24 protein-coding genes are annotated in these 25,297 nt (G+C 47.7%); 20 read left to right on the top strand and 4 right to left on the bottom strand.

The features are described 5' to 3' along the window. Nucleotides 1-10: 10 nt before the first annotated feature. Both dnaG and LZD49_RS13120 read left to right on the top strand, forming a co-directional pair. Nucleotides 11-2,002 carry a DNA primase gene (dnaG, locus tag LZD49_RS13115; RefSeq protein WP_234667973.1) on the top strand — a complete coding sequence of 664 codons (1,992 nt, stop codon included), beginning with the start codon at nucleotides 11-13 and terminating at the stop codon, nucleotides 2,000-2,002. Nucleotides 2,003-2,023: 21 nt separating this feature from the next. Then, nucleotides 2,024-2,563: a DUF4136 domain-containing protein gene (locus LZD49_RS13120; RefSeq protein WP_234667975.1), complete on the top strand. Its 540-nt coding sequence runs from the start codon at nucleotides 2,024-2,026 to the stop codon at nucleotides 2,561-2,563. A 68-nt stretch (nucleotides 2,564-2,631) separates the two neighbouring features. Here LZD49_RS13120 and LZD49_RS13125 read toward each other — a convergent pair whose 3' ends face one another. Further along, the gene (locus LZD49_RS13125) at nucleotides 2,632-2,934 is read right to left on the bottom strand and encodes a YtxH domain-containing protein (RefSeq protein ID WP_234667977.1); all 303 of its coding nucleotides are present in this window, start codon (nucleotides 2,932-2,934) and stop codon (nucleotides 2,632-2,634) included. Between the two features lie 110 nt (nucleotides 2,935-3,044). Between LZD49_RS13125 and LZD49_RS13130 the strand changes: the two genes are divergently transcribed. After that, on the top strand, nucleotides 3,045-4,142 hold the full coding sequence (locus LZD49_RS13130) for a YCF48-related protein (protein WP_234667979.1): 1,098 nt from the start codon (nucleotides 3,045-3,047) through the stop codon (nucleotides 4,140-4,142). A 76-nt stretch (nucleotides 4,143-4,218) separates the two neighbouring features. On the opposite strand, the gene LZD49_RS13135 is transcribed toward LZD49_RS13130, so the two are convergent. Continuing rightward, entirely contained in the window at nucleotides 4,219-5,226 is a 1,008-nt protein-coding gene (locus tag LZD49_RS13135) for a YpdA family putative bacillithiol disulfide reductase (protein WP_234667981.1), read from the bottom strand. A gap of 128 nt (nucleotides 5,227-5,354) precedes the next feature. On the opposite strand from LZD49_RS13135, the gene LZD49_RS13140 reads away from it, so the two are divergent. The 10 genes from LZD49_RS13140 (at nucleotide 5,355) to LZD49_RS13185 (ending at nucleotide 16,384) form a co-directional block, all read left to right on the top strand. Continuing rightward, entirely contained in the window at nucleotides 5,355-6,359 is a 1,005-nt protein-coding gene (locus tag LZD49_RS13140) for an aminodeoxychorismate synthase component I (protein WP_234667982.1), read from the top strand. Then, complete coding sequence (locus LZD49_RS13145; RefSeq protein WP_234667984.1) at nucleotides 6,346-6,939, top strand: aminotransferase class IV family protein; 594 nt, start codon at nucleotides 6,346-6,348, stop codon at nucleotides 6,937-6,939. The genes LZD49_RS13140 and LZD49_RS13145 overlap by 14 nt, the downstream gene beginning before the upstream one ends. A 42-nt stretch (nucleotides 6,940-6,981) precedes the next feature. Further along, entirely contained in the window at nucleotides 6,982-9,477 is a 2,496-nt protein-coding gene (gene priA, locus LZD49_RS13150; RefSeq protein ID WP_234667986.1) for a primosomal protein N', read from the top strand. A 28-nt stretch (nucleotides 9,478-9,505) separates the two neighbouring features. Next, nucleotides 9,506-10,945: a pyruvate kinase gene (pyk, locus tag LZD49_RS13155; protein WP_234667988.1), complete on the top strand. Its 1,440-nt coding sequence runs from the start codon at nucleotides 9,506-9,508 to the stop codon at nucleotides 10,943-10,945. Nucleotides 10,946-11,045: 100 nt separating this feature from the next. After that, nucleotides 11,046-11,327 carry a hypothetical protein gene (locus LZD49_RS13160; RefSeq protein ID WP_234667990.1) on the top strand — a complete coding sequence of 94 codons (282 nt, stop codon included), beginning with the start codon at nucleotides 11,046-11,048 and terminating at the stop codon, nucleotides 11,325-11,327. A gap of 151 nt (nucleotides 11,328-11,478) precedes the next feature. Beyond that, nucleotides 11,479-11,853, top strand: coding sequence for a BlaI/MecI/CopY family transcriptional regulator (locus tag LZD49_RS13165; protein WP_234668405.1), 375 nt, complete (start codon nucleotides 11,479-11,481; stop codon nucleotides 11,851-11,853). Between the two features lie 14 nt (nucleotides 11,854-11,867). Then, nucleotides 11,868-13,460, top strand: a complete 1,593-nt coding sequence (locus LZD49_RS13170) for a TonB family protein (protein WP_234667993.1) — start codon at nucleotides 11,868-11,870, stop codon at nucleotides 13,458-13,460. Nucleotides 13,461-13,486: 26 nt separating this feature from the next. Beyond that, the gene (locus tag LZD49_RS13175) at nucleotides 13,487-13,657 is read left to right on the top strand and encodes a hypothetical protein (RefSeq protein ID WP_234667995.1); all 171 of its coding nucleotides are present in this window, start codon (nucleotides 13,487-13,489) and stop codon (nucleotides 13,655-13,657) included. Beyond that, on the top strand, nucleotides 13,654-15,312 hold the full coding sequence (locus tag LZD49_RS13180) for a TonB family protein (protein ID WP_234667997.1): 1,659 nt from the start codon (nucleotides 13,654-13,656) through the stop codon (nucleotides 15,310-15,312). The genes LZD49_RS13175 and LZD49_RS13180 overlap by 4 nt, the downstream gene beginning before the upstream one ends. 43 nt (nucleotides 15,313-15,355) lie before the next feature. Further along, a complete protein-coding gene (locus LZD49_RS13185) occupies nucleotides 15,356-16,384 on the top strand; it encodes a Gfo/Idh/MocA family protein (protein ID WP_234667999.1) in 1,029 nt (342 codons plus the stop codon). 78 nt (nucleotides 16,385-16,462) lie between these two features. On the opposite strand, the gene LZD49_RS13190 is transcribed toward LZD49_RS13185, so the two are convergent. Together LZD49_RS13190 and LZD49_RS13195 are read right to left on the bottom strand one after the other, a co-directional pair. After that, nucleotides 16,463-16,855: a biopolymer transporter ExbD gene (locus LZD49_RS13190; protein WP_234668001.1), complete on the bottom strand. Its 393-nt coding sequence runs from the start codon at nucleotides 16,853-16,855 to the stop codon at nucleotides 16,463-16,465. Between the two features lie 57 nt (nucleotides 16,856-16,912). Continuing rightward, entirely contained in the window at nucleotides 16,913-17,593 is a 681-nt protein-coding gene (locus LZD49_RS13195; protein ID WP_234668003.1) for a MotA/TolQ/ExbB proton channel family protein, read from the bottom strand. A 381-nt stretch (nucleotides 17,594-17,974) separates the two neighbouring features. Between LZD49_RS13195 and LZD49_RS13200 the strand changes: the two genes are divergently transcribed. The 7 genes from LZD49_RS13200 to LZD49_RS13230 all read left to right on the top strand — a co-directional run bounded on the left by LZD49_RS13200 (nucleotide 17,975) and on the right by LZD49_RS13230 (nucleotide 25,216). Then, complete coding sequence (locus tag LZD49_RS13200; RefSeq protein ID WP_234668005.1) at nucleotides 17,975-18,370, top strand: hypothetical protein; 396 nt, start codon at nucleotides 17,975-17,977, stop codon at nucleotides 18,368-18,370. 121 nt (nucleotides 18,371-18,491) lie between these two features. Continuing rightward, nucleotides 18,492-19,316 (top strand): MbnP family protein, encoded by an 825-nt coding sequence (locus tag LZD49_RS13205; RefSeq protein WP_234668007.1) that lies wholly within the window; start codon nucleotides 18,492-18,494, stop codon nucleotides 19,314-19,316. Nucleotides 19,317-19,333: 17 nt separating this feature from the next. Further along, nucleotides 19,334-20,464: a cytochrome-c peroxidase gene (locus LZD49_RS13210; protein WP_234668009.1), complete on the top strand. Its 1,131-nt coding sequence runs from the start codon at nucleotides 19,334-19,336 to the stop codon at nucleotides 20,462-20,464. Nucleotides 20,465-20,467: 3 nt separating this feature from the next. Then, entirely contained in the window at nucleotides 20,468-20,845 is a 378-nt protein-coding gene (locus LZD49_RS13215; protein WP_234668010.1) for a hypothetical protein, read from the top strand. Nucleotides 20,846-20,889: 44 nt separating this feature from the next. Continuing rightward, a complete protein-coding gene (locus LZD49_RS13220; RefSeq protein WP_234668012.1) occupies nucleotides 20,890-23,244 on the top strand; it encodes a TonB-dependent receptor in 2,355 nt (784 codons plus the stop codon). Continuing rightward, nucleotides 23,241-24,776, top strand: coding sequence for a PepSY-associated TM helix domain-containing protein (locus LZD49_RS13225; RefSeq protein ID WP_234668014.1), 1,536 nt, complete (start codon nucleotides 23,241-23,243; stop codon nucleotides 24,774-24,776). Before LZD49_RS13220 ends, LZD49_RS13225 begins: the two co-directional genes overlap by 4 nt. 110 nt (nucleotides 24,777-24,886) lie before the next feature. Next, the gene (locus LZD49_RS13230) at nucleotides 24,887-25,216 is read left to right on the top strand and encodes a DUF6787 family protein (RefSeq protein WP_234668016.1); all 330 of its coding nucleotides are present in this window, start codon (nucleotides 24,887-24,889) and stop codon (nucleotides 25,214-25,216) included. The last annotated feature ends 81 nt before the right edge of the window (nucleotides 25,217-25,297 follow it).

Here is a 25,297-nt window from a genome sequence, read left to right on the forward strand (position 1 = left end):
ACAGAAAATCATGCGCATTAATCCCGAAACCGTCGAAAGGATCAAGCACGCCGCAGACATCGTGGAGGTGGTCGGGGATTTTGTGTCCTTGAAGAAAAAAGGGGCCAATTACTCGGCCTGCTGCCCGTTTCACAACGAAAAAACGCCGTCCTTCAACGTCAATCCATCACGACAGATTTATAAATGTTTTGGTTGCGGAGCCGCAGGTGATTCCATCAAGTTTGTGATGGATGTCGACGGCATCGGCTATGGCGAAGCGCTCCGGTACCTGGCCGGTAAATACAATATCGAGATTGAGGAGGAAGAACTGACGGACGAAGAGACTATCCGGCAAAATGCGCGCGAGAGTTTGTACATTATCCTCAACTTCGCCAAAAATTACTATCAGCATCAGCTTCATCACAGCGACGAGGGCCAGGCAATTGGTCTGAGTTACTTCCGTGAGCGGGGCTTTACGAGTGAAATCCGGAAAAAATTCGAGCTTGGTTACAGTCTCGACAACTGGGATTCTTTTTCTAAAGAGGCCCTGGAAAAAGGCTATTCCGCAGAAATATTAGAAAAAGCAGGATTGCTCATTCACAAGGAAGGCAGCCATTCGGCTGGTTATGACCGTTTCCGCGGCCGGGTTATCTTCCCGATCCATAACATTGCAGGCAAAACCATCGCATTCGGGGCAAGGATATTAAAGTCGGACAAGAACCAACCCAAATATCTCAACTCTCCCGAGACTGAGGTTTATCATAAAAGCGAGGTCCTGTATGGCATTTATCAGGCCAAAAACGCGATCCGGCACCTTGAACATTGCTATCTCGTCGAGGGCTATACCGATGTTGTTTCGCTGCATCAGGCAGGAATAGAAAACGTCGTCGCGTCGTCAGGTACATCGTTGACGGTCGAGCAAATTCGGCTGATAGGCCGTTTTACGCCAAATATCACCATTCTTTACGATGGTGATATGGCAGGTATCAAAGCGGCATTGCGCGGGCTCGATCTGGTTTTGGAAGAAGGATTGAATGTCAATATCGTCCTGTTCCCGGATAATGAAGATCCTGACAGCTACGTCCGTAAAGTAGGTGCGGAAGCATTTAAAGCACACCTTAAAAAGGCAGCGAAGGATTTCATTACTTTTAAAACGGAAATCCTCTTGCAGGATGCAGGTAACGACCCTTTCAAGCTGGCGGCTGTCATACAGGAGGTGGTTAACAGCATTGTAAAGATTCCTGACGCGATCAAAAGGCAGGTATTTTTCCATCGCACATCAGAAATGATGCGTGTGGATGAGCAAATGCTGATTACCGAGGGCAATAAGCTCCTTAGAAAGCAACATTCGGCAAAGCCAGCGGATCGGCAACCACGCCAAACCAATGCGGCGCCAGAAGGCCCGAACGACCTGGATGCATTGTTCAGCGACGGTTTCGGCCCGTTCGGAGGCGAGCCTGATGCAGGCCCATTTGTTACCGAAGAAGCCCCGGAACCACTTCAACGTACCAAGCTGCATTATCAGGAAGAAGCATTCGTGCGGTTGCTTGTTGTACATGGAGCGCGCGAGCTCGAACCTACCATTTCCGTATGTCAGTACGTACTTGGGCAAATCGAGGGAATTGAATTAAGAGATCCTGTATACAACCATTTGCTGACTTTGTTCCGTGAAAATTTCAATAGAAATCAGGTACTCCCTACCGATTACTTTCTGAACCATCACGAAGCGGATATCAGGAATATGACCATCGAATGGCTAACGCAGAAGCACGAACTGAGCGAGTTGTGGAAGGAGAAATATGAAATTTATGTCCCGTTCGAGACTGACGTGCTCGACAAAACGGCGTTCAATAACATTCTGAGGCTCAAAAAAGCCTTCATCGAAGAAAAAATGAAGGTTTGCCTTCAACAGGCTGCACACGCGCAAACGGAAGAGGACCAACATGCGGTTATGACCGAATTCATGTTTTATAAGGGCATTAGTATGGCAGCCGCCAAAGAACTGGGAAGTGTAATCGGATAATTAACCTAAATATTCGTCCTTATGAAAAATGCACTGTTCCTTTTGTGCTTTGCCGTTTTGATCTCGGCATGCAGTCCTTCTTATAAACTCCTGAAAACTAAGCAAGAAAACACATTTAAACTTGCAGACTTTCCTACCTACGGCTTCTACGATATTGAAGCCACCGGGGATACTGTTTCGAAAAATTTTGAAAAAAATGTCGGCATTATCAAGGACGCGATTGCCAAAAACCTGCAAACGCGCGGCCTTGACGAAGCCCGTGACCCGGGCTTGAAAATCAACATCGCACTTAATGTGCAGGAGCAATTACAAACACGCCAGACCGATTTTCGCACCGATGGCCTGCCACGCTACATGGGCCAGCGCCGTTACTCGTGGAAAAGCGAAGAGGTGGTAACCGGCAAATACCGTGAAGGAACGATCGTGATCGATCTGGTGGACGCGGCCAATAACCGGATGGTGTGGCAGGGTGGTGCAAGCGGAATAATCTCGGAGAAAACAAAGAATTTTACGGAGGATATCAATCAGGTAATCGCTGAGGTTGTTGCAAAAATTCCTTGATATAACGCATAAAAAAGGGTTGCTTCTCATGAGAAACAACCCTTTTCAATGTCGTGATGTCGGAGTTACTAAGCATTATTGTTAACGGCACTACGAACGTTTTCGCTCACATTATCGGCCACACCGTTTGCTTTATCTTTTACTGTATTCAAGTTTTTGGTAAAACCATCTTTAAGTTTCTCGGCAAGATGAGAAAGTTCTTCCAGGCTTTTTTCATAGGTATCCTTGGCAGATCCGCCCAGGTCGTTTGCCTTATTCTTGATCAATTTGCGAGTCTCTTTGCCATTTTTAGGAGCTACCAAAAGGCCAATCGCGATACCTGTCAACAATGCTCCGATTGAGCCGATCAAAAATTTTTGGTTCTTGTTCATACGAATCCCTATTTTGTGTTAATAAAAACATTAGAACTGAAAAATAACAAAATACTGTGCCACTTAGCAAGCAATCGCTCCGATTTCCATTGAACGGTCTTTTTATTGTCATGTTACCATGGCTACTTTCCCTTACGGCGGTCGAAAGTCAGGCCCAATGGAAGGTCATCGATATCAAAACGAAGATTCATATGCGTGCAGTACACGCGGTATCACCCACAATCTGCTGGATCGGGGGCACGCGGGGCACTGTTCTGAAAACAACGAACGGCGGTCATACCTGGACCACCTATAAAGTCTCCGGTGCAGACTCGCTCGACTTCCGGGACATTCATGCTTTTGACAAGGAAGTTGCCATTGCCATGAGCGCTGGCGAATCCGAAAAAGACAAAGCAAAAATTTACAAGACCGAAGACGGCGGAGAAAGCTGGAAGCTTGTGTACCAAACTACACAAAATGGGGTTTTTCTGGATGGAATCGACTTTTGGGATAAAAATAAGGGCATTTGTCTCGGCGATCCTACACAAGGCAAACTCTTCATTTTAACTACTGAGGACGGCGGTAACAACTGGCAGGAACTGCCACTCGACCAGCGCCCGGCTGCAGAACCCGGCGAAGCATGCTTTGCAGCCAGTGGCACTTCCATTGTCGTCAACGGTAAAGGAACCGTATTCATCGGCACCGGCGGCAGCAAAATGGCGAGGGTTTTCAAATCCGAAGATTATGGACGATCGTGGAATGTATCGTCCACGCCACTTCCCGCAGGTCCCACTAGCGGAATTTTCGGTCTAAGATTCTGGTCTAAAAATAACGGCATGGCAGTAGGCGGGAATTACAAAAAAACCACCGATTCGACCCAGAATGTGCTTTTAACCAATGATGGCGGCCTTAACTGGACTTTGGCCGGGATGACCAAACCCACAGGCCTGAAAGAATCCGTGGCCATTTACCACAAAACCAACGCCACCTGGAATGGCGACACCCAGATCCGTTCCGATAATTATGCAATAGTAGCGTCCGGACCTTCCGGCAGCAGTGTTTCCTTAGACCGCGGTAAAAGCTGGATTTCGCTGGGAACCGAAGGCTTTCACTCATTGAGCTTCGCCGGAAATGTAGGCTATGGCGTTGGATCCAACGGTCTGATAGCTAAAATCGAAAAGATCTCAACTAAAAAGAAGACGCGCAAACTGGTATTTGTAGATCAATAGTTCGCATCAATTCAAAGTCGGGCGTTGTGGCGGTCCGCCGCAGCAATGCCTTCACGGTCGGCCACGGCCATAACATCTAAATCCGATCAATCAACTCCTTAACCTTCCTCACTTCGCGGCCCGCCAAATGATCGGCGATAGCTGCCGCATGTTCGCGTCCATTCTCTATAAAGACTTTTTCAGTAAAAACACCAGCCATCACAGTTCCACACAGGTAGAGTCCGGGCACATTCGTTTCAAAGGTTTCCGCATCATATTCCGGTACTTTCGTGCCCGGATCGAGCGTAACCCCGCATCGCGCCAGCAAATGTTCGTCGGGTAAATAGCCCACTAACAAAAACACAAAATCCGCTGGAAGCCACTCCTGCTCACCCGTTTCAATGTTCTCAATGAGCATTTTCCCCTGCTCGATGGCTTTCGTTACCGAGTTGAATCGCGTATGGATCTTACCTTCCTTCACGCGGTTTTTCACATCGGGTACGAGCCAGTATTTCACTTTGGTACGGAAATCTGCCTCTTTATGCACGATCGTCACCTTCGCATCGTGCCGGTACAGCTCCAAAGCGGCCTCCACCGATGAATTGGAACCTCCTACCAACACGACATTGGTGTAAGAATATTTGAAAGGCTCGTCGTAATAATGCGAAACATGTGGCAGGTTCTCACCCGGCACATTCAGCATGCGTGGCACATCGAAATAGCCTGTTGCCAGGATCACGGTTTTAGACTGAAATACCTGACCATCGTTGGAATACGTCAGAAAAGTACCGTCCGATTGCTTTTCCGCACGGTCTACATCTACGAAGAGCTTGAAATTCAAATGATAGTAACCGGCTACCTTCCGATAATATTGAAGTGCCTCGTTTCGGTTTGCCTTTACATCCGAGATTGCGAATGGTATCCCGCCGATCTCAATATTTTCCGCGGTTGAGAAAAACTTCATCCGCCTCGGATAGCGACGAATCGATTCGGTGAGATTTCCTTTTTCGAGAATCAGGTAATCGAGGCCGCTTTTGGCCAGTTCGACACCCATTGCGAGGCCGCAAGGGCCCCCTCCTATGATAATTGCGTCGTAAATGTGCATTTGAATGGTGCCGACGACCTATTTAGCTTGTAGCCGTCCTGGTCTTTTAACCCTCTAATTTAGCTATTGGTTTCTGAACTTTGTAAATTAGCTAACTGTTCTCAAAGCCTGATTATACTCATTTTAGATTGGAAAACGCGGCCTGCTACTTTGCGAAGAAGCTGAATGAATGGGGCAGGACCAAAACCCCTTTCTTTTTTTTGGTAGATTACCAGTTTCAACAACCGCAAGCCTGGAAACTCGACGACATCGACCCAAACGAGATCCTATTCTACCTGAATGGTTTTACGAATGATCACCAGCAGCTCCGCGACGAGCTTCCGGAGCATATCCGTTTTGGCAAACATCCCATTCCATTCGAAGCATATCAGTCAAAATTCGATTGCGTACTACGCCATTTGAATGCAGGGAACTCGTTTTTGGTAAATCTTTCCGTCCCGACTCCGATCGATACAAACCTGACGCTGGAACAAATTTTCCGGTATAGCGAGGCGTCTTACCGGTTACTTTATAAAAATCAGTTTGTTTGCTTTTCGCCGGAAATATTCGTCCGCATCCAGGGCAACCGCATTGCTTCGTTTCCAATGAAAGGCACCATCGACGCATCCATTCCTAATGCCGCGCAGGTAATTCTTTCGGATCATAAAGAAGCCGCTGAACATGCTACTATAGTGGATTTGATCAGGAATGATATCAGTATGGTGGCTGAGAAAGTATGGGTTGAACGCTATCGCTATATCGATCGCATTCAGACTTATGACAAAACCCTGTTACAAGTGAGCTCTGAAATTGCGGGCACTCTGCCGGGTACTTTTAATGGTCAATATGGCGATCTCCTGACAAAATTATTACCCGCCGGTTCGATTACAGGTGCGCCAAAACCCCGCACTCTGGAAATTATCCAGGAAGCCGAAGCCTACGACCGCGGCTATTACACCGGCATAATGGGTTATTTTGACGGGGAAAACTTCGAGAGTGCGGTGATGATCCGTTTCATCGAGCAACAGGAAAACGGGCTGATTTTCAAAAGTGGTGGTGGGGTTACAGCGCGGAGCAATGCGTTGAGCGAGTACCAGGAAGTCATTGATAAAGTTTATCTCCCCTTTAGCTACGTCCCGCATGCTGTGCTTTGAAACGATCCGCGTCGAAAACCGTCAATTAAAAAACCTGTCGTACCACCAAGCACGTCTTAATAAAACCCGCCGGGAATTATGGGGCTGTACCAATGAATGGGACCTTTCGGCTTTGCTTGAAATACCCGATCTGGTCGATCACAACATCCATAAGTGTCGCGTCGCCTATGGCAAAGACATCGACAACATCAAATGGGAGCCCTACTCCCGCCGCACAATCGGTAAAATCCGCCGGGTTTATCATAATGAAATCGATTATCAATACAAATACGATAACCGCGACACCCTCAACACGCTCTTTGCGCAACGGGGGGACGCGGACGAAATTCTGATTATTAAAAATGGCCTCGTGACTGATTCCAATTATTGCAACGTTGCATTTTGGAACGGAAGTCAATGGCTTACTCCCGACAGTCCGCTCTTACCTGGCACTCAACGGGCATTTTTGCTCGATCAAGGTGTTATCCGGACGGCCGAAATCTGCGAAACCGACATTAATTCGTTTAGCCAGATAAGGCTTTTCAATGCGATGGTTGATTGGGCTAATGCGGCAACCCTCGATGTTTCGTTGATTGCTTGACCACAAATTGCGAACTTGCCGCCTAATTAAAGAATTGAAACAATGACCTCCCTTTTTGAGGAAGAAATCACCCTTTTTGCCGACCTGATCCTGCCCGTGCCGATTCCGAGCCTGTTTACGTACCGGGTTCCTCGCGAAATGGCGTCACTGATCAAAGTCGGGGCGAGGGTAATCGTGCAGTTTGGTCAGAAAAGGGTCATTACAGCCGTGGTGGCACAGTTGCACACCAATCCGCCGGTGAAATATCAGGCCAAATACATTCTCGAATTGCTGGACGAGCAGCCGATAGTTACCGCTCACCAACTCGAACTTTTTGCATGGGTAGCCGAATATTACCTCTGCAATATCGGCGAGGTGATGAATGTGGCATTGCCGGCCGGCCTGAAAATTACCAGCCAGTCGCGCATTCAATTGAACCCCGAGTTTGAATATGATGACCTGCTGACCGACCAGGAGCGCATTATCCTGGATGAAATCAAAAAGCATCAGACCCTTTCCTATGAAGAAGTAGAAAGGCTTTTGCAGAAATCCAATATCACGTCGATCATCAAATCGCTCGTGGGCAAGCGGGCCGTGATTTTGTATGAAGAGGTAAAAGAGCGCTATAAGCCCAAAGTAGCGAAAAAGGTCAGGCTGGCATCCGCGTACACCACGAATGAGGCACTCTCCAGGCTAGCCGCCGATCTCGATAAGACGCCAAGGCAGCAGGAGATCCTTTTGAAGTACCTCAGCTTCATCCCGGTTTACAATAATCCCGATTTGAACCACAAAGGTTTGGACAAATCGATATTTAGCCAGGACGATAGCATTTCCGATGCCTCTTTGAACACACTAATTAAAAAAGGCATTTTCGAACAGTTTGAAATATTCATTTCACGCTTCGACGACATTCCGACGGGCACTATGGGCACTATCACGCTCACCGATACCCAACAAGAAGCCACAAGACAAATCCACGCACTTTTCCAGGAAAAGGAAGTGGTGCTTTTACATGGCATTACCGGCAGCGGCAAGACGGAAGTTTATATCGAACTGATCAAACAGGCTCTTGAAAGCGGATCGCAAGTCCTCTTCCTGCTTCCTGAAATTGCATTGACAACCCAAATTGTTGTGCGGCTGCGGAAGGTATTTGGCGACGTCATGGGCATATACCATTCCAAATTCTCGGATAATGAGCGCGTAGAGGTCTGGAAGGGCATTCTGGATGGGAAATTCCAGTTTGTGGTGGGAGTGCGGTCGGCCATTTTCCTGCCATTTGATAATCTAGGATTGATCATCGTGGACGAAGAACACGAAACCTCCTACAAACAGCACGACCCGGCCCCGCGCTATAACGCACGCGATGTGGCGGTGATCATGTCGTACATGCACAAAGGCAAAACGGTCCTGGGATCAGCCACACCCTCGCTGGAAAGCTATTTCCATGCACAAAATGGCCGTTATGGCCTGGTGGAAATGAAGCAACGCTTCGGAAATGCTGCATTGCCGCGTTTTGAGTTGATCGATACCAAGAAGGAGAAACGGCAAAAGCAAATGAAGAACGAGTTTTCTTCCGTGCTACTCAGTCATTTGGAATACAATCTTAAAAACAAGGAACAGACCATCCTTTTCCAGAACCGCCGCGGTTACTCACCGTACCTGCAATGCGAGGAATGCAACTGGATTTCGGAATGCGCTAATTGCGACGTAAGCCTGACCTACCACATGAAGGCGCGCGAGCTGCGTTGCCATTATTGCGGACATAAGGAAGAGGTACCCCGGACCTGTCCGCATTGTGGGTCTACCAAGGTCAAAACCATGGGGTACGGCACCGAAAAGATCGAGGAGGAAATCAATGTGATGTATCCTGAGGCGCGCGTACAACGCATGGACCTCGACACGACGCGTGCCAAAAATGCTTATCAGCAAATTATCCAGGATTTTGAAGAAGGTGGGATCGACATCCTCGTCGGTACTCAGATGGTGAGCAAAGGGCTGGATTTCGACAATGTGAGTATTGTTGGTATTTTTGATGCCGACCGCATTATCCATTTCCCCGAGTTCCGCGCTTCGGAACGGGCATTCCAGATGCTTACACAGGTGAGTGGGCGCGCAGGAAGGCGAGCGGACAAGCCTGGGAAAGTACTGATCCAAACAGCAAACCCCTCGCAGCCTCTGCTTGAAAAGGTCATCAACAACGACTATGAGGGAATGTATGGGGCCGAAATCGCGGAGCGTGAAAAGTTTAACTACCCGCCGTTCACCCGGCTCATTAAGGTGACTGTAAAGCACATTGACGAAGGGACGGCTTTGCGGGCCGCAAAAGTTTTAGCAGAGAAATTGACCGCACATTTAGGGGCAAGCAGGGTTTTGGGACCACAGCCACCGCTGGTCGAAAGAGTAAGAAATCAGTTTTTGTTCGATATTCTCATCAAACTTGAACGAGAAAAGATTAATTTTAAGGCGGCAAAGTCATTTATACAGGAAAAAGTAATTGACACTCTGACTGACAAGACACTAAAAAGCATCCAGGTCGTGATAGACGTGGATTGTTTATAAAACATCATTTTCACTGCACGTTAACTTTATGTCTTCCAAAAAAACCAGAATTGTTGCAACCGTAGGCCCGACCTCGGAATCTAAAGAAACGTTATACGCATTGGCCAAAGCAGGAGTAAACGTATTCCGTTTGAACTTCTCCCACGGCACCCACGCCGACCACCTGGAAAGACTCACCAACATCCGCGAGATCAATGAAGAGCATGGCCTTAACCTGGCTATTCTTCAGGATTTACAAGGCCCTAAAATCCGAATCGGCCTGGTGGCTGAGAAAGATGGCGTTCTGATCGAATCAGGCAAGAAACTGATCCTTTCGAATACTGAAGTGCTTGGTACCGCTGAAAAGGTAAGCACGCCTTACGATGGGATGTACAATGATGTGAAGATCGGTGACCGCGTGTTGATGGATGATGGGAAACTGGAAGTGCTGGTAACGGGAATCGACGGAACGGATGTAATCACAGAGGTTATCTATGGTGGCTTGCTTAAATCGAAAAAAGGTGTAAACCTGCCTAACACGCGAGTTTCCATGCCGTCGGTAACGCAGAAAGACTGGGAAGATCTGGACTTTGGTCTTGAAAACAATGTGGAATGGATTGCATTGTCATTCGTTCGCACAGCCGAAGAAATCACAAAAGTGAAGGAATATATTGCCAACAAAGGCAAAACCGCCCGCGTTGTAGCGAAAATCGAGAAGCCTGAGGCAATCGTCAATATCGATGAGATCATCGAAGTTACGGATGGTATCATGGTGGCCCGTGGTGACCTTGGGGTCGAACTTCCTGCGGAAGAGGTTCCGATGATCCAGAAAATGATCGTTGAAAAATGTAACCGCGCCGGCAAGCCCGTGATCGTGGCGACGCAAATGCTGGAAAGCATGATCGAAAGCCCACGTGCAACCCGCGCCGAGCTGAACGACGTAGCTAACTCGGTACTCGACGGTGCTGACGCAGTGATGCTATCGGCCGAAACGGCTTCCGGTAAGTACCCGCTTCTGGCCGTAGAAAGCATGACCAGAACCATTGAAAAGGTAGAAGCTAACAGCAAAAGCATTTATTTCAAACACCATGCGGCTGTTAACGACACCCCTGGCACTTACAAACTGAATGATAATGTTGTAATGAGCGCCTGCCGTCTGGCACGTGATACGCAAGCTGCGGCGATCATTGGCATTACCCGCTCGGGTTACACGTCATTCCGCCTCTCGCACCACCGTCCGAAAGCTAACCTGCTGATTTTCACATCCAACAAGATGTTGATGAACCAGTTGGCGCTGTATTGGGGAACCAAGGTATTCTTTTACGACCGCGACCAGGGCGTTTCAACCGACGATCTGATCGAGGATATCAAAACCTTCCTCGTTGAAAAAGGCGAATTGCAGAAAGGCGATGTGTTCATTAATACTTTGAGCATGCCGGTTTCAAGACAACGCAAAACGAATACTGTGAAATTGAGCGTAGTGGAGTAATTCGATATCAATATTATAAGAGAGGGCGACGGATTCATTTCCGCCGCCCTTTTTTATGTCCGCCGATTGATCATCGAGCGGGGGAAGCGACAAAATCGATTTGAAATATGCGCAGGTTCCTCCCACGATATCTGTCGAAGTGGATACCGATGTTGAGCTGGAAGATCTTACAGAAAGCGAATATGTAACCTTAAAAACCATGAAACTCCTGGAATTCGGAACAGAGAAAGTCATCTGGTTTTTCACAGAAACAAAACAAGTAACGATCGCCACACCTGGCAACTGGTCAACCTTTGACTGGGATCATGAAGTGGTGCTGATGCCAGGTGCGATGTGCAACGTTGGCCAGTACCTTCGGAGCAAAGGATCGAGATTCGCTTAATGGTAATATTGAAATCAAGACAAATTGTCCAACCGCCATGTAGCGGTTTTTTATTTTATTAAATAACTAATAAAATAGTTTTGAAACTAATTAAATAGTCATAAATTTGAATTAATCATTAATGATAACTCGTTTTAAAGACAAGAACAACATGGAAATCCGTAACCTGACCAGGGCTGAGGAAGAGGTCATGAGGATCCTCTGGCAGTTGAAGAAGGCGTTCGTTAAAGACATTCTGGTGGAAATGCCCGAGCCTAAACCCGCTTATAACACCGTATCGACGATCATCCGCATTCTGGAAAAAAAGGAGGTTGTTGGATATAATGCCTATGGAAAAACGCATGAATACTACCCACTGATTTCAGAGGAGGAATACAAACGCCACGAGATGAAGCAGTTGATGGTCAACTATTTTGATAATTCGCTACCGAACCTGGTGTCCTTTTTTGTGAAGGATAATGATCTGAATACCAAAGATCTGGATGAGATCATGAAGCTGATCGACCAACATAAAAAGGATCAATAAATCGTCTGTTAGCCATGGAAATTCTAATATACATCGGCAAGGTGAGCCTTTACTGGACGTTGTTGTACGGTTGCTACTGGCTTATGCTGCGAAGGAACACTTTCTTCCAATGGAACCGCGCCTATCTGATCGGATCATTACTCGCTGCATTTCTGCTTCCGGAAGTCATCTATCCCGCTTCCGGCCCTGAGCTGCCCGTTATCTATCAGGTTAATGCAGCCACGTTTACGGTCTCGGCCGCGCCTCAGGAACAATCTATCGGATTTACATGGTGGCAGGGCGTTGCAGTGATTTACGCGATCGGGCTGGTGATTGTCGGTTCAAATCTGGTCCTGGAAATATCGAAGCTGGTCAGATACCTCAGGTCCGGGGAACTCATTGAGCTGGACGACTGCTCGGTTGTCCTTATAGATTCCAACCAGGTAGGATCATTTTCATTTTTGAAATGGATCGTCATCAACCGGAATGACTACGAAAATCATTTCGACGCGATACTTCGGCACGAAATGGTCCATACGCACCAGCGGCACAGTCTCGATATCCTGCTCGTCGAAGTTCTGCGGGCGGTCTTCTGGTTCCATCCTATACTTCCTCTTTACAAGCACTCATTGCAGGAAACCCACGAATACCTCGCCGATGCCGAAGCACCGAACCGCGAACATTATGCCAAATTTCTCGTGGCTTATGCACTTAATGCACCTGTTGCCGCGCTGACAAATCATTTTTTCAAACCGTCTCAAATTAAAAACCGTATCCAGATGATCTATAAGAACCGCACATCCAAATGGATGCTGGGCACCTACGTGGCCGCCGCAACAATGATCGGAACCAGTGCGCTTTTCGTAGCGGGCTGCGAGAGCCAGGTTTCGAAGGAAAACGATGTTGTGAAAACGGAATTGCAAAAAGAGGACAACAACGGACGCATTTTCAACGCAGTAGAAGTGCAGCCCGAGTATCCGGGAGGTAATCAGGAGATGTTTAAGTTTCTTGGCCGGAATATCAAATATCCCAGGGCTGCGTCCGATGCCGATGTACAAGGAAAGGTCTTCGTCAGTTTCGTGGTCACTACGACCGGCGAAATCGAAAACGTAACGGTTCTGAAAGGTATTGGGTCTGGCTGTGACGAAGAGGCAGCCCGTGTAGTTTCCAAATTTCCGAAATGGACTCCCGGTAAGCAAAGCGGAAAGGTAGTCAACACGAAATTTATAGTTCCTATCAATTTCCAGCTGGCAGAAGAAGGTGAAGACACCTCTACTGAAAAAGAGATAAAGGTCGTGGGATTCAAATCTGTTCGAAAACCCATCTCGCAAAAGAACCCGGGAGAGTTACCATTGCTTGCCGAAACCTTCGAAGGAAGAACCGACCTTACTGTGGGAGAAGGATCAGATTCCAGAATTACAATTCGCGGCACATCAGGACCATTTATAGCTGAAAACCAGCCACTCTACGTGCTAAACGGCGAGGTGATGGAGCAAAGCTTTACTGTTAATACGATAGACCCTAATACGATTAAGAGTATAAGCGTTTACAAGGGGCCGGATGCGTCGAAACTCTACGGCTCAAAAGGTGCCAACGGTGTCGTTTCCATCCATACCAAAGACCAATAGCCACTCTTTCAATACCACGGCCCGGCATGGAAACGCTCCTCTATCTGGCAAAAATCAATGCATACTGGCTACTATTTTATGCCTGCTACTGGCTTTTGCTTCGAAAGCATACTTTTTTTCACCTGAACCGGTTCTATCTGCTGGGCACACTGCTGACCGCACTCTATTACCCTCAATCCGTTTCGCGCATCCGGTGAAGACAATCTACGTCCCGGAAACGATCTATCAGAAAACCGCGATCTCTGTGGCCGTGATTGCCGGTAAGACACCGGAAACGGGTGTGGATCTATCGCTTTGGATCGCCGGAATTTATGTGGCCGTCGCGCTGATCTTAACCTGGAAATTCCTTTCCGGCCTGTTCAACCTTTGCAAATTAGCCAGTCAGAGTCAGCGTATTGATATGGGACATTACACATTGCTAATGCTCCCTGACAATCAGACCGGAAGCTCATTTTCATTTTTCAACTGGCTATTTCTGAGCCCTCGTGATTATCGCGATCATGCCGACACAGTTATCCGGCATGAACATGAGCATATCCGGCAATGGCATTCGGTGGACGTGGTTGTCATCGAGCTGCTTAAAATATGTTTCTGGTTCAATCCTGCTATCTGGCTTTATAAGCGTTCGGTTGAAACCGTTCACGAATACCTGGCCGACCTGCCTGTTCCTAACCAAAACGATTATGCGTCATTTTTGGTCGCGTATGCCATGCGCAGCCCGGATATTGCGATTGCCAATCATTTCTTCAACACATCATTGCTTAAAAGCCGGATCCAAATGATTTACAAAAAACGCACTTCGCGTTGGCTGCTTTCGCGGTATTTTCTGATTCTCCCCGTGATAGGATGTTCGCTTGCTATTACAGCATCCAGAGCACCGCTCCAATCCATCAAGCGGCTTAATGCGATCATCGAGCGGAATATCCGTGTCAAAGGAAACGTCGGGGATGAAACCGGCGGACCAGTCCAGGATGCGATTGTTGTGATTGCCGGAACTACCCGTGGTGCAAGCACTGACGGAAACGGCTGGTTTGAGCTGGACGATGTCCCGGCAAACGCCAAACTGGTAGTCTCACATGTCGCCTATGAAACGCAGGAAATAATTGTTACCAATGCGGAAACGGAGCTTTTGCTGGTCATGAAGAAGGCAGTTAACAAGATTACGGGTCCAGTGGTTGTAGGCCACCCGATAGCTGCGGGAAGCGCTGCGAAGGCCGCTTCAAATCCTGCCTTAGGAAATACTGACATGAAGGTGGCTGAACAGCAACCGGAATTCCCGGGTGGCAGAGAGGCATTGATGGCTTACCTTCTTGAAAATCTTAAATATCCCGAAATCGCCCGCAAAACCAATGTGGAAGCCGTTGCACTGGTTTCTTTTACGGTCGACAAAAATGGTGAAATCCGGAATGCGAAAAGCCTCAAAAACATCGGCTACGGCATCGATAAAGAGGCATTGCGGGTCGTAAATGAAATGCCGCGCTGGAACTCGGCGGTTCAAAACGGAAAGCCGGTTGAAATGGAGTATACTTTGGAAATTGATTTTAAACTTGAAAAAAACGAAGCGGACAAGCGGCAGGGATTTCTGGATTTTAATATCGGAAATTTGGAAAAACAAAGCGCGGCTATGTTGTCGTCGATGTCCGAAATCGGATCGTTCCTGACTGGCTCTCCCAATTTGTCGGCTTCGGGAAAAGCTCCCGAACTATATTACTACCCGGCGGCAAATGTCACGTCACGCAATCCGGCCAACGAGTATATGGCAGAACAAGCCGGGAAATACAGATTTCTTAATTATGGAGGTCAATATGTTAAAAATCCTCCTTACAAGTGGAAGAAAATAGACGACAAATAATTGATCTTTGGAAGAATTAATATAAATCTATTTCTTCCAGTTCATGTCAGTACTTAAAGCGGCGATTATCGGCGGCGGGCATATCGCCGATCAAAACCACCTGCCTGCATTAGCCAAACTACCCGGACGGGTAAAAGTTATCTCGATATGCAGCCGCGATATTCACAAGGCCCGGGCGCTGGCCGACAAGTATGACGTTTTATTCGCATACGACGATCCTGATGAAATGTACCGGAACGAGGGCAAGCCCGACATCGTCATCAACTGTACGGCGAATCATCTGCATTATCCATTTACCATGCAGGCACTCGAAAACGGATGCCATGTCTTTTGTGAAAAGCCCCCAGCAATGAATGCGAAACAGGCACGCAACATGGCCGATCTGGCACAAAAGAAAGGACTTATGCTTGCCTACAACTTCCAGCGCCGCCATTCTTCCGAATACGCGGCATTACAAAACTATCATGCGCAAGGCAACCTGGGCGACATTTACCACATTAAAGCCAATTACCTGCGCCGGCGCGGTATTCCCGGCTGGGGTAATTTTACCAACAAAACCATTCAGGGCGGCGGTGCCATGATCGATCTCGGCGTTCATGTCCTCGATCTCGCATTGGGTTTGACGGGTTATCAAAATCCTACACGCGTTGTTGCTAACACTTATGACTTTATTGGAAAAACAGGCGGAAAAGGCTTAAAAGGATCCTGGAATCCGGCCGCATTTGAAGTGGAAGACGCATGTTTCGCCTATTTGTCGTTTCCAGGCAATTTGAGCATCATGCTATCGACTTCCTTTGCCTTAAACATGGAGCAGGAAGAGGCCGTCGATGTGGAAATATTCGGTACAAAAGGCGGAGCCAAACTATACCCGCTGTCCATTCACACGGAAGTAGCCGGCGAGCTTGCCGATATTCGCTTTCCCTATTTAGGTGATGTTGATATTCAACTGCAAAACACCATTGCATTCCTTGACTTGTGCGAAGGGAAGCCTGCCAACATTTGCGATGGCGAGCAAGGTGCCGTTTTACAATCTATTGTGGAGCAAATCTACCAAAGCGCCGCAAATCAATAGTAACGAAAAGGGTTTGAAGACCAAAATCTTCAAACCCTTTTCGTTTTCCTTCCTCCCTCTTCCTTTCTCCCAAAAAACTTACTTAGCCGTAGCCATTACCATCTTGATATCGTTCTTGGCTCCCAATTCGAGCACATCCACCAGATCCTGCACCGCCAGGTTTTTGTCTACCCGCAGCACGATCGTGCGCTCTTCTACATTGGCAAAGATATTCTGCAATTCGGCTTCGAGGCGATCAAATGGAATCGGCTCTTTATCAATAAAATAAGCCTTCTTATCGTCGATCGAAAGTGTGATCTGCTTTTTATACATCTGCTGTGTGGCCGACGCCTTAGGCAGCATCAGTTTGATCACGTTCGGATTGGACATCGTAGAGATGATCAAAAAGAATAACAGCAGGAAGAACATGATATCGTTGAGCGAGTGCGTGAACACCTCCGGGGCAAACCGGCTCTTCCGACGTATTTTCATATTGGAAATGAGTTGTAGACCTGTCAAATCTCAAAGACCTGCCAGGCTCGTAAATATCTATTTTGCAGCAACAGGCTTTTGAAGGACATCCAGAAAATCGGAAGCCGCCATTTGCAAGCGCAATGCAAAACGGTCGATTTTCATGTTCAGCAAGTGGTAGCCTGCGTAAGCGATCAGACCGATGATCAGACCGGAACCCGATGTGATCATTTTTTCATACATACCACCCGCAATCGTACTGATGTTGAAGTCGTTGGAAATTGAAATATCGTAGAAAATACGGATAATACCGGAAATCGTACCCACAAACCCGAGCATTGGTGCGATACCCGCGATCACCCCGAGGTAAGGCAAGTTACCTTCCATGCGCTGGATCTCGATCTGGCTTGCATTTTCGATCGTAGTTTCAATGTCTTTGATCGGGTAGCCAATGCGACCTATCGCTCTTTCGAGGATGCGGCCGGCAGCGTTACGCTGGTTCCTGCAAAGCGACTCAGCTGATTTCAGGTTGCCCTGCTGGATAAAATCCTTCACATTATCCACAACTTGCGGCTCGATCTTACCGTTGGCACCGATACCCAGGAAACGTTCGATGATGAGGAACAAGGTAGCCAGGAACAGCAATCCGAGCGGCAACATTACCCACCCCCCTTTGGCGAGCAGATCAATTACAGAAAGGCCCTGCTCAGCGACGGGTGCAGCCGCAGTAGAGTCAGTAAGTGCTTGCAGAAGCATCATATCAGAAATAAAAAGTGAATGGTTAAGCGAATGAAACTGAGGTCGATTCTATTCAAAAACAATTTTGATCTTAAACGGAGCAAAAAGCCCCTTATTGTTCAAAGGGCAAATATAGGAAAATTACTCTTTGGACGCCGGAAAGAGACTGCTTACATTCTCGGTACCGTCATAAAGATCGGCTATTAGCCCCGCTAATCCGTACGTCCGGCATCTTCCCGGATTCGGTTGCACGCCCAATGGCGTGAACAACCGCTTCTTGTATTCTGGTCGGTTCTCCTTGCAAATCCAACGCCCTTATCAACATTTCGGCCTATTTTTGCGTATTCATGATTACCTTTGCCCCGAAACACCTTTTACTCCGGGTTGTCCGTTTCTGAAATTGTGAGAAGTTCTGCCAAACAATGGATCTCCCTCAGTCTGCTGAGCCTCATGCTTGTCAAAGTATGGGTGATACCGTTGTTGTACCTGGATTTTGAGATCAGAAGGCAATACATTATCTCCAATCTTTGCGAGAATAAAAACCGGCCGCAGATGCATTGTGATGGCAAATGCTATCTCGCCAAACGTATCGCGTCGCTCGATGAACAGGAAAAACGGCAGGCCGAGAAAACATACATGACGCGGCTCATAGACCAGGTAATGGATCAACGCGCAGACTTCACTTTTACCCCACCACCGGTTGCCGCTGAAATATTGCCCAAGGCCGGTATCTCCATTCTATCGACTTTCACACCCCGCATCGCGGTGGACGATATTTTTCATCCCCCGCTCGTCTGATTTAGCATAAAATCACCCCGTTTGCAGTTCTATCATTAGTTAGAACTGATTCTGTTTGCAATTTTGTCGGCTCAAAGCACGCCTATCTACTGCGTGTGAACTATTATTTTACAAAATACACATGATGAAAAGAACATTTTCATGGCTGTTGGCATGCGCATTTGCGTCGGGGCTGCTCATAGTTTCATGCTCTTTCCCCGACGAAAAAGACGATACCGATCCCGTCGAAACCGGCACCATTCAGTTGCAGTTTGACAATATCGCAGGCAACCAGGATTTGCAGCTCGACAGCACAAGGTATATGAATGCGGCAGGCGAGGATTTTACGGTCAGTAAGCTCAACTACTACATTTCGAATATCAAACTAATCAAAATGGATGGCAGCGTGTTCACGGTGCCGCAGGATTCGAGCTACTTCCTGATCCGGGAAGCGAATAACGAATCGCAGAAGCTGACGATCCGAAATGTGCTGACAGGCGACTATACCGGTATCGAGTTCGTGGTGGGCGTCGACAGCACACGCAGCGTCGCGGATAGCACGCAACGCAAGGGGATTCTCGACCCCTACTCAGGGCCGACCAACGAGGAAGCGATGTATTGGGACTGGAACCCCGGCTACATATTTTTGATGCTCGAAGGTTCTTCCGATTCGGCAACGACTGCCAATGGCAAGTACTATTACCACATCGGCGGCTTTGGCGGCCGGACATCACGAACGATCAACAATCTCAAAACCATTAAACTGACTTTTCCCGGCCAGAAGGCGATCGTCACGACGAGCATTGTTTCCAATGTGCTTATCCAGGCCGATATCCTGAAAATCTTCAACGGCCCTACCCAGTTGAGCATTAAGAAAAGCTCCGGAATAATGTTTTCCGACTCTTCGAAGATTATCGCCGACAACTACGCCGGGATGTTTAATGTCAAGGAGATAAAAATCAAATAATCGCGTACATAAGCGAAATGAGGAAGTTTACAGGCATATTGAGTTTTTTGGCAGCCCTGCTGGCTTTGGCGGTTTCTTGCAAAAAGAGCACCAGCGAGCCGGAACCCAAGCCAGTGGACAATACGCCCACACCCTTGCAATGGACGAAACCTTCCTATTTCCCCGACCCGGTTTATGATTTGTCCAAAAACGCGTTGACCGTCGAAGGTGTCGAACTTGGGAGGTTCCTGTTTTACGATGGTATTCTCTCCCGAACGGATAATATCGGCTGCGGGACGTGTCACCAGCAGCAGGCTGCATTCACGCACCACGGCCACGACCTTAGCCATGGTGTGGATGACAAAATCGGCACGCGGAATGCCCCTTCCGTACAAAATATGGCTTGGAGCACTTCTTTCTTCTGGGATGGCGGCGTGCATAATTTGGACATGGTACCGCCCGTCCCCATTCAGAACAAGGTTGAAATGGACGAACGGGTTGCTAATGTCATCGAAAAGTTAAAGAAAACGCCGGTGGCGGGTGCCACCAAGCAGGTGGACTATCCTAAAATGTTCAAAGCAGCATTCGGTAGTGATAGCATTACAGCCGATCGCATGATGCACGCGCTATCCCAGTTTATGATGACGATGGTTTCAGCCACCTCGCGGTATGATTATTTTGTAAGAGGCGACGCTTCCGCATTGACAGCCCAGGAAAAGGACGGCATGTCCATTTTCAAGCAAAAATGTAGTTCCTGTCATGCAGGTGAGCTTTTTACCGACCAGGCATTCAGAAACAATGGGTTGACACCCAACAGGATCAACGACCAGGGAAGGTATGCCATTACGTTGAATGCCGACGACCGGCTGAAATTTAAGGTACCGAGCCTGCGTAATGCGGGCCTGACAGCCCCTTACATGCACGACGGCCGTTTTACAACGCTGGAACAGGTGCTTGACCATTACGCGAATGACAAGCCCGGCAGTAAGGACAGCATTTACGTTTCACCCACTTTGGACCCACTGCTAAATGTAGCTGGTCAAAAACGTGGAATCAACCTGACAAGTGCAGAAAAGCAATCGATCATTGCCTTTCTGAAAACATTGAATGACGACGATTTTATCAAAGACAAACGTTTTTCTGATCCCGGCGTAGGGACATCTTTTTAAACTATGCGTTCATTTATAGCATATATCCTGCTTGCAGCCATTATGCTACCCACGCTCAGCCCGTGGGGAACGATCGCTTATTTCAAACTGAACCGGGAATACATCGCTAAGGTCCTTTGCGAAAACAGAAAACGGCCCGAGCTGCATTGCGACGGTAAATGTTATTTAGCTAAAAAACTTAAACAACAACAGGAGAAGCAGGATAAAGAAACTTCGGAGAAAGTCCATAACATGCCTGTTATTCAGCTTTTTACTCCCGAACCCTATTTCTACCATTTTGAACCAGAAACAAGGATGTTTCGCGAGCTGGTGAGTTTTTTCCATCAGTTACCCTTCTATTCTGCCCCCGTCGGCAAATTATTGCGCCCGCCCAAGAGATAAAATTCACGATACCTAACTGAATTTTAATCTCTTATACCATTATAATGAACCTGAAAATATTTTTACAGGCCCTATTCCTGTATGTTTGCGCGCATGCAGCTGTCGCGCAGGGCTTCGAAGGCGATGTCTTTGATACCCAAACGAAAGAACCCATTCCCGGTGCAAATGTTCAGATTGTTTCCGCGAATATGGGTACCACGACCGACAATAATGGCCATTTTGCGTTCACCGGTCCAGTTTCAAATGCAACAATACGCATTTCGAGCGTCGGGTTTTCTGCGCGTGAAGTGCAGATAGACGGAAGCAGGCGCATTAAAATAGGACTGGAAGCCGCCACGGAAAATCTTCAATCCGTTGTTGTTACCGGCAACCGGGAGGCGACATTACGAACCGAAAGCCCGATTGCCATTTCTAAACTTACTCCACGGATGATCGACGAAGCCAAACCGACGGCTATGTACGAGATCGTGAATAAGGTCCCGGGCGTGATGATGGTGAACCTCGGCAACGAGCAGCATTCGATGGCCATTCGCCAACCGTTCACCACGAATGCCTATTTCCTTTATATGGAGGATGGTGTGCCGATCCGTCCGATGGGCGTTTTCAACCACAACTCCATTTTGGAATTCAATCAGTTTGCGATCAGCTCGGTGGAAGTGGTAAAAGGCCCGGTTTCATCGATTTACGGCCCGGAAGCGGTGGGTGGCGCGATCAATTTCATCACGCAACGGCCGACCATTTTACCGACAGCCAAAATTGGTGTACAGGCTGATCAGTGGGGCTACAAGCGAATTCAATATGGTGCGGGTGGCATGATCGGGAAGTTTGGCGTTTATGTGGGTGGTTTTGTGGCAAAGCAGCGAGACAGCTGGATGAAGAGTACCGACTACGACAAAAATTCCATCAATGCACGTTTAGAATACCATTTCACACCTTCGTCCCGACTGATCTACACTATTGCTTACAGCAAATACGACTCGCAGACCAGCGGCAGCGTCGATAGTGTGGCATTTTACTCGCGCCAATATGTGAGCACCACCGACTTTACCTACCGTAAATCCAATGCATTGCGCAGTCGCCTCACCTATGAGAAGGATTGGAAAAATGGCTCGCAAACATTTATCACCGCATTTGCACGCAAAAATGAGCATGGCCAGAATCCAAACTACGGCATTCGCTGGATTAGCGGCCAAACAACCGCGAAAGGGGAAATCAATTCCAGCGATTTCAAAAGCCTTGGCCTCATTGCCCAACATAGCCAGCGCTTCAACTTTCTGAATTCCAAGCTGATTACCGGTACGGTGTTTGACTTTTCGCCGTCCAATTACTGGTCCTATCAGATCGATCTGGCTGCTCAGCTGCGGCCGGATCAGAAGTCGGTCGAAAAATACACCATCGTAAAAGAGCGGCCGGATATTAAAAATTCGGATTACGACGCCGACATTAAGAATACCGCTGCCTATGCGCAGTATGATTTCCAGCTTTTGCCGAAGCTACGCGTTTCTGCAGGCCTGCGTTATGATCGGATGTCGTTTAACTACACCAATTTTCTCGACAGCACTTCGGGCGGGAAATCGTACAGTAAGGTTACCCCGAAAATCGGTGCAACTTATGATTTGGGCAAAGGAAAAGGGATTTATGCCAACTATTCCAGGGGTTTTTCACCTCCGGGGCTGACCTCGGTATTTCGCAAACGCACTGTACCATTGGATAATGGCGATCTGTTCTACTATAACCTCAAACCTGCGCAGTTCAACAATGCCGAAATCGGCGGATGGGCTTCGCTGTTCGCCAATAAAGTTTATCTCGACATCGCATTCTATCAAATGAATGGTCGGAACGAGCTGCTCAACGTCAGGCTGCCCGATAATTCTTACGATTACCAATCGGCCGGAAAGACATTGCACCGCGGCGTCGAGTTCGGCGTAACGTATAAACCGACTAAGGAGCTTTTCTTCCGTTTTGGCGGGACGAGCGCCATTCACAGGTACGAGGAGTTCATTTTGAGCAACCGTGAATCCGATGCTATTAAGAACGTGAATGGAAAGGATATGCCTTCATCGCCGCGTTGGCTTTGGAACACCGAGTTTAGTTATTATCCCAAATGGTTCAAAAATTTCCGCTCGGCCGTCGAATGGCAGCATGTCGCTTCCTACTATCAGAATCAGATCAATACCGTCAAATATGAAGGTTATGACGTCCTCAACTTGAGACTCGGGTATAACTGGAAGGGGATTGAGCTATTTACCAACGTCCTCAACATGACCGATGTGCTTTATGCGACCAACGCAACACGAGGCAACAACGCGACTGACCGCACGACTTACAATGCTGCGGCACCGAGAACATTTGTTTTTGGCGTTCAATACACTTTTACAGGTAAAAGTAGCAGGTTATGATCGAGGAAATTGCCATTCAGCCAAAAGAGTCTTTTAAGGCAAAGGCCGAAAAGACCATCCGCAAGAACATTTATCGCTGGCACCGCTGGCTGGGTTTGCTGGCACTGGTGCCCACCATCTTCTGGACCGCGTCGGGTGTCATGCACCCATTCATGTCACATTGGTTCAAAACCAGTATTGCGCATGAGTTCTTCAAAGCCGATCCCGTGACGCAGGCGGATGTGACATTGCCGCTCGGGCGGGTTTTAACACAAAACAAAATCACTGAATTCAAGAATTTCAGACTGGTTAAATTCAAAGGAAATACCTGGTACCAGATCAAAGGTACCGAGAACAAGTTGCGGTATTTCAACGCCTCTTCGGGTACCGAGCTATCCGACGGCGACCGCAAATATGCCGAACATATGGCTCGTTACATGCTCGGCGACGAGCAACCGAAAATTGTTTCCAGCACATTGCTGACCGAATTTACCGACCAATACAAATATGTAAACCGCTTTTTACCCATCTGGAAAATCAGTTTTGATGACGGCCGCCAAATGGACATTTATGTAGAAACCAGTCAAAGCCGGTTCGCTACCTTCAATGACAGGGGGCGCAAAGCATTCATCTGGGTATTCAGTACGTTCCATAACTGGGGTTTTATGGATGTGATCACCAATAATACGATCCGCATTGCGGTGATGGTGACCTTCCTAAGCCTTATCATTCTTTCGGCGGTTGCAGGTATCATGGTGTATGGACTGATGTGGAAGAAGTTCAAATCGGGCCGATCGGGCATTCAGCGGGGAGTGCTCCGCAAATACCACCGATCGATCGGTATCTGGTGTAGTATTTTCACCTTCACTTTTGCATTGTCGGGTGCTTACCACGCCGTTCAAAAGCTCGATCCCGATCAGCGGCAAAAATACGTTTACGATCCGGTGATCAAAACCGAGGAAATAGCCCAGGCATCGATGATCGATCTGAAAGGTGTTTCCAATATAGGCCTGATCAAATGGGGTGAGAGCATTTTCTGGCAAACAGTGCACAAGGATTGGGAAACGGATAAAACCGTAGTCGATTACACCAATATCCGCGACGGCAAGAAGCTGGAAGACGGCAATATCCGCTTTGCCAAATACCTCGCCCGCAAATTCGCGGCACAGGAAGAACGGAATGCAGAAAGCTGCTGTGACTTAATGGAAGCCCAAATCTCATCGCCGATCTCGGACGCGGAAGTGGAAAAAGCTTCACTAGTGACGAGCTTTGCGGGCGAATACGGCTTTGTAAACAAGCGGCTCCCCGTAGTGAAACTCGCCTATGACACGCCGGATCATACTACTTATTACATTGAGACTACCACGAGCCGACTTTCCACGAAGGTCGAAGATCGTAACCGACGCGAAGGATTCAGTTTCGCATTCCTGCACAAATACAGCGGGTTGGATTTCCTGGGTAAGAATGCCCGCGACGGCATCATGACGGCTGCGGCGGCGAGTGTTTTAGTCGTGAGCGTGCTGGGATTGCTGGTGTTTTTGAAGATCAAATAAATGGCCGGCCTTTCACGAACTCAGCTATTAAACCTTCATTAAAACCAAGGATTTTTGCGATTCAGGTTGTTACTTTGCAGGAAATCTCAGAAGCAATCGATAGTACATATATGCAAAGCGGTGAAAAGAATGCGCAGCCCTGGTTGGGGAAAATGCAGGAAAAATGGGGATTGGAAACAACCAGACAGGTTTTATTGGTGCTCGCGGTTTTCAGTTTGTCGGGATCGTCGGTGGTTTGGCTTAGAAAAGGGCTTTTCTACCTGTTAGGATATGACGACGCCACCCCGATGTGGCTTAAAACCATAACCTATATCCTCTTTATCTTCCCAACCTATCAGAGTTTACTGCTTCTTTACGGGTTCCTGCTAGGCCAGTTTTCATTTTTCTGGGAGAAAGAGAAGAAAATGTTCCGCTGGATAGCCGCAAAATTCAGGAAATAAGCGCAACACAAAGTATATACTTAAGGGTGAGTGAATGGTAACCAACCATTGCTCACCCTTTTTTCGTTTTAATTCTTGCAA

It is taken from the genome of Dyadobacter sp. CY261 (assembly GCF_021440085.1).
GTDB lineage: Bacteria > Bacteroidota > Bacteroidia > Cytophagales > Spirosomataceae > Dyadobacter.

What these genes read in the sequence shown, in the direction of transcription:
- priA (WP_234667986.1), top strand. Translation starts at nt 6,982, where the DNA reads ATGACCTCCCTTTTTGAGGAAGAAATCACCCTTTTTGCCGACCTGATC.
- dnaG (WP_234667973.1), top strand. Translation starts at nt 11, where the DNA reads ATGCGCATTAATCCCGAAACCGTCGAAAGGATCAAGCACGCCGCAGAC.
- LZD49_RS13175 (WP_234667995.1), top strand. Translation starts at nt 13,487, where the DNA reads ATGGAAACGCTCCTCTATCTGGCAAAAATCAATGCATACTGGCTACTA.
- pyk (WP_234667988.1), top strand. Translation starts at nt 9,506, where the DNA reads ATGTCTTCCAAAAAAACCAGAATTGTTGCAACCGTAGGCCCGACCTCG.
- LZD49_RS13145 (WP_234667984.1), top strand. Translation starts at nt 6,346, where the DNA reads ATGCTGTGCTTTGAAACGATCCGCGTCGAAAACCGTCAATTAAAAAAC.
- LZD49_RS13195 (WP_234668003.1), bottom strand. Translation starts at nt 17,593, where the DNA reads ATGATGCTTCTGCAAGCACTTACTGACTCTACTGCGGCTGCACCCGTC.
- LZD49_RS13125 (WP_234667977.1), bottom strand. Translation starts at nt 2,934, where the DNA reads ATGAACAAGAACCAAAAATTTTTGATCGGCTCAATCGGAGCATTGTTG.
- LZD49_RS13185 (WP_234667999.1), top strand. Translation starts at nt 15,356, where the DNA reads ATGTCAGTACTTAAAGCGGCGATTATCGGCGGCGGGCATATCGCCGAT.
- LZD49_RS13225 (WP_234668014.1), top strand. Translation starts at nt 23,241, where the DNA reads ATGATCGAGGAAATTGCCATTCAGCCAAAAGAGTCTTTTAAGGCAAAG.
- LZD49_RS13130 (WP_234667979.1), top strand. Translation starts at nt 3,045, where the DNA reads ATGTTACCATGGCTACTTTCCCTTACGGCGGTCGAAAGTCAGGCCCAA.
- LZD49_RS13170 (WP_234667993.1), top strand. Translation starts at nt 11,868, where the DNA reads ATGGAAATTCTAATATACATCGGCAAGGTGAGCCTTTACTGGACGTTG.
- LZD49_RS13205 (WP_234668007.1), top strand. Translation starts at nt 18,492, where the DNA reads ATGATGAAAAGAACATTTTCATGGCTGTTGGCATGCGCATTTGCGTCG.
- LZD49_RS13230 (WP_234668016.1), top strand. Translation starts at nt 24,887, where the DNA reads ATGCAAAGCGGTGAAAAGAATGCGCAGCCCTGGTTGGGGAAAATGCAG.
- LZD49_RS13220 (WP_234668012.1), top strand. Translation starts at nt 20,890, where the DNA reads ATGAACCTGAAAATATTTTTACAGGCCCTATTCCTGTATGTTTGCGCG.
- LZD49_RS13190 (WP_234668001.1), bottom strand. Translation starts at nt 16,855, where the DNA reads ATGAAAATACGTCGGAAGAGCCGGTTTGCCCCGGAGGTGTTCACGCAC.
- LZD49_RS13165 (WP_234668405.1), top strand. Translation starts at nt 11,479, where the DNA reads ATGGAAATCCGTAACCTGACCAGGGCTGAGGAAGAGGTCATGAGGATC.
- LZD49_RS13120 (WP_234667975.1), top strand. Translation starts at nt 2,024, where the DNA reads ATGAAAAATGCACTGTTCCTTTTGTGCTTTGCCGTTTTGATCTCGGCA.
- LZD49_RS13135 (WP_234667981.1), bottom strand. Translation starts at nt 5,226, where the DNA reads ATGCACATTTACGACGCAATTATCATAGGAGGGGGCCCTTGCGGCCTC.
- LZD49_RS13210 (WP_234668009.1), top strand. Translation starts at nt 19,334, where the DNA reads ATGAGGAAGTTTACAGGCATATTGAGTTTTTTGGCAGCCCTGCTGGCT.
- LZD49_RS13215 (WP_234668010.1), top strand. Translation starts at nt 20,468, where the DNA reads ATGCGTTCATTTATAGCATATATCCTGCTTGCAGCCATTATGCTACCC.